Raw genomic sequence first — 2,574 nt, forward strand, 5'->3', positions numbered from 1 at the left:
AAGCAGGGCATCGAGAACTTGCCAAACAACACTGTATTTTGGATTGTTCTTTAAAGCTTTTTCGGGGTCAATCCCAGCAGGGACCCCAACGGGTAAAATGATATAACCTCTTTTTTTGCCTGGAGCACGACGCATCACACGTCCTACCGCCTGTATCACATCGACTTGGCTTTTACGCGGGTGTAAAAACATCACCGCATCCAAGGTAGGCACATCCACTCCCTCAGACAAACATCTTACATTGGTAAGTACACGGCAGTGATTTTCCCCCACATTTTCTTCCAACCAATCCAGTTTTCTTGACCGTTCTTTGGCGCCATCCTTCCCATCAATATGATCAACTTCACAGATCAGAGGAGGCGTATCAGGATAATTTTTATAAAGTCTGTTGAAAATCCGCTTAACCCCTTTTCCTTGAAAGGTATCACGGATCTGTTTAGAGGTCTTGATATCTTTACAAAAAGCCAAGGCACGACGCATAGGAGCCGCATCATCTCCAAGATCATTTTTCAGATCCAGTTTGGTTAAAGCTTGATAACAGCCAACAATTTTTGTTTTATAATCTAAAGTAAGTTCATAATCTTTACTTGTGGTGGGCATCTCCATGGTTTTACTGATTTCCCCTTCATCAACACCTAAAACAATAATCTTATAAGGGGTTAACAGTTCATTCTTGACCGCATCGGTAAAACTGTAGGTATAAAGCGCTTTTCCATAAATGGCTTCATTATCCATAGAGGCTAAAACAGCATCAACCTCATCAGCACGCCTTTTGGCATGATTACTAAAGATACGAGGCGTTGCTGTCATGTACAGACGTTTTTTACCGCGAATAAGAGTGTTATCATGAACCTTGATAAAATCAGATTCATTGTCGTCAGTTCCTAATGAAGCCCCCGTTGTTCTATGCGCCTCATCACAAATAATCAGATCAAAGGTTGCTAAACCATGATCCTTTTGCGCATCAACAATGACTTGTATTGATTGATAGGTCGCAAAAATAACACTCATGGCATGGGGCGAAGAGTTTCCTACTTTCTCGACAAGCCTAGAGGCATCCGTGGTAGCAGGGAGTGCTAAATCCGATGCCGATATTTCCCCATCATCCTCTTGGTTTTTACGCCGCTTGCCGATTTGCTTATCGGAACACACGGCAAAGCAACGCAAGGGCACTTGTGCATCGGCTGTCCATTCACGAATGCTTTGTGACATCAAGGCAAGAGAGGGGACCAAAAACAACACATGCTTGCCTTGACCTGCTATGGTTTCTGCTATCTTCAAACTGGTGAAAGTCTTGCCCGTTCCACATGCCATAATCAGCTTGCCACGGTCTGCTTCTTTTAACCCTTCACAAACCGCTTTGAGCGCTTCTTTTTGATGATCTAAAAGCTTTTTCTTCGTTTGCTCGTAAAGGACAATGTTGCCTGTCTTATCAAAAATACCCCAATCGATTTGACTATTTTCCATATCAAACAGATTAATTCGATAAACCGGAACTGCTTGCCCTTCAATCATGGTATTGGCATTGTCGCTTAAATCTCTTTCCGTGCTATCAATGAGAAGGCGGTATTTAAATCTCTTTTTACCAGAAATGGCGATAAAGCTTTCAATATCGTCTTGGGTAATCTGATGATTGGTCTCATAAAATTGACAGCGAATAGCAACATAATCGTCTTGATCACGAATTTTCGCTACCAAATCAATATCGGTGTCTGTATCGCTTCCTTTCCAGCCCTTTTCGTCAGCGACCTCTCTATAAGTTTGAACCTTTTCGTATTCTTGGCATTGAAGCGGGTCTTGCGTCAAATAGGCAATGACAAACTTTTCAAAAGCGGCTTGCTTATCTTGCTCTGATATCGCTTGATCACGATAGGCTTGTAAGAGAGAGCGTAAAGAAACGTGTTTATTATCAGAATAAAGAGGGTGAGACATAAAGACTAAACTCCATGACAATATATTCTACTGATTGATTCTCTTCAAAAGAATCAAAATGAAGCCAATTAAATCCATTTAGGATAAATAGCGAGTGTCAGCTGAGGTGAAATTCTTGCAAAACCAGAAATATTTTTTCAAAAAGGGTTTTTAAAGGTTATTTATCCACAGCCTATGACATGGAGTAGATCAGCAAAATAGTAAAATTTGCTGTTTATTTTATGGAAAAAAGACAAATGTACTATGTGCTTTAAAATATCAGAATGAGTATTTTGATGCATTTTATAGATAGGTTTTGAAGGTTTCTCACACCCTCAAAATACCTTCAAAAATATACAGCGGGTTATATTTATAGGTTGTGTTTTAATATAGATTGTATCTCTAAAATGCTAATATATTGAAATATAATGACTTTTATTTTTCTATTTTAAAAAAATATATAAAGGGGGGTAAAAAGAACCCTCAAAATCCTCAAAACTCATAGATTAGGCGTCCTTTGAAGGTTCACTCTATGAATGCAAGGGGATATGGTTGAGCAAATTTATCCTTTATATTTATGGTGATATTGATGTATTAACCATTGACGGGCTAAACAGTTTTGTTTAGAGGTTTCTTTATATAAATGTGGGGGAGAGATCTTCA

General features: G+C 39.1%; 1 protein-coding gene. It reads right to left on the reverse strand.

Going from position 1 to position 2,574, the window contains the following annotated elements:
• A partial coding sequence (locus tag ACFIK2_RS08620) for a DEAD/DEAH box helicase family protein (RefSeq protein ID WP_375677163.1) occupies positions 1-1,932 on the reverse strand: 1,932 nt, incomplete at its 3' end.
• Positions 1,933-2,574: the final 642 nt, after the last annotated feature.

Source organism: Bartonella sp. AP88XZML, assembly GCF_042195565.1.
Lineage (GTDB): Bacteria > Pseudomonadota > Alphaproteobacteria > Rhizobiales > Rhizobiaceae > Bartonella.